Below are 1,537 nucleotides of genomic sequence, written 5' to 3' on the forward strand. Positions count from 1 at the left end.
CGGACCGGCGCTGGCGCGCGGCGCCGGCGCCGGCAACACCTACTTCGCCGACATGCTGCTGCGCTCCCCCAACGGCGACGCCGCGACCGACGCCCAGCGCAACGAGATCAACCGCATCCTGATCACCGACCTGCCGGCCGGGAAGCTGGGCGCCGACGACCGCAGCTACCTCGCGCAGCTGGTCGCCAGCCGCAGCGGCCTGGCGCAGCCCGACGCCGAACAGCGCGTGGACCAGGTCTATGCCCAGGCCGCGCAGGCCGCCAACGCCGCCAAGGCCAAGGCCACCGCCGCCGCCGAGGAAGCGCGCAAGGCCGCCGCCCATTCGGCGCTGTGGATGTTCATCGCCCTGCTGCTGGGCGCCTTCGTCGCCAGCCTGCTTGCCACGCTGGGCGGCCACCACCGCGATCACGCACGTGTCATCGTGCGCACCCCAACCTGACCGGAGAACATGATGCGCTCGATCCTACTGCTGTTACTCGGCATTCCACTGCCCATCGTCATCCTGATCGCGCTGTTCGTGCGCTAGCCGGCAACGCGGGCGCCGGCCGGACCTGAAGGTCCGCCGGCGCCATCAACGGTATAAACCGTTTAGCTTATTGCGCCTTGCGGCGGCGCGCGGCCAGGCCCACCAGCGCCAGGCCGCCCATCAGCATGCCGTAGGTGGCCGGCTCCGGCACGGCGGTGGTGATGTTGAAGTTGCCCGAATAGCTGGCCGAGTCGCCGGTCCAGCCGGTCACGCGCAGGCTCAGCGGGCCGCTCAGCACGACATTGCTAAGGCGCGCCTTGCTTTCGCCGTCGGCGCTGCTCAGCGCCAGCTCGGTTTCGTTCAAAAACACGTGGCTGAACCGGATCTTCTGCTCGTCGAAGCCGAAGAAATTGACCACGCCGCCGTTGACCGTCAGCGCGCCAGCCAGGTCGGGCGTGAAGTTGTACGTGTCGGAGAAATATTGGCCTTCCCACGGCGTCGGCTGGCTCAGGTTGAAGCTGCCGGTCCACTGGTGCGGATTGGTTTTGGACTGGTGCAACTGGACGTCATAGGTCTTGGCCATGGCCGACGACGCGCACAATGCGCTTAACGCGAATGCTAGTATGCTGGATTTCATTGGAATTCCTGGTGTGGTTAAGTAGATGGTTGCTTGCTTGCAGACCAGATGTGATGATAAATTGATACCAGTTATTGGAAAATAGTCCAATTGGACTGAATTGCCGCGCCACCGTGAAGCACACCATGAATCAAACCGTACTCGTGATCGACGACCACTCGCTGTTCCGCGCCGGTCTGCGCCTGATGCTGGCCGACGCCGCCGCCCAGTTCAACGTGCGCGAGGCCGCCTCGATCGACGAGGCGCTGGGCGCCCCGCGCGACGGCGCCCCGCCCAGCCTGGTGCTGCTCGACATCCAGCTGCCCGGCGTCAACGGCCTGGACGGCATGGCGCTGATCCACCGCCGCTGGCCGGACTGTCCGGTGATCGTGCTGTCGGCCGACGGCGCCAGCGCCACCGCCCACAACGCGCTGGCGCGCGGCGCGGCGCGCTTC

At 66.6% G+C, this 1,537-nt stretch carries 2 protein-coding genes and 1 pseudogene; 2 read left to right on the forward strand and 1 reads right to left on the reverse strand.

Going from position 1 to position 1,537, the window contains the following annotated elements; translation table 11 throughout:
* A pseudogene (locus tag GTP90_RS35655) lies at nt 1-439 on the forward strand (hypothetical protein); the annotation flags it as partial.
* Between the two features lie 154 nt (nt 440-593).
* Here GTP90_RS35655 and GTP90_RS35660 read toward each other — a convergent pair.
* Nucleotides 594-1,103 (reverse strand): FxDxF family PEP-CTERM protein, encoded by a 510-nt coding sequence (locus GTP90_RS35660; RefSeq protein WP_217432066.1) that lies wholly within the window; start codon nt 1,101-1,103, stop codon nt 594-596.
* A 125-nt stretch (nt 1,104-1,228) separates the two neighbouring features.
* On the opposite strand from GTP90_RS35660, the gene GTP90_RS35665 reads away from it, so the two are divergent.
* The coding region (locus GTP90_RS35665; protein WP_161087923.1) for a response regulator at nt 1,229-1,537 on the forward strand (309 nt) is incomplete at its 3' end.

This window comes from Duganella vulcania, from assembly GCF_009857655.1.
Taxonomy (GTDB): Bacteria; Pseudomonadota; Gammaproteobacteria; order Burkholderiales; family Burkholderiaceae_D; genus Rugamonas; species Rugamonas vulcania.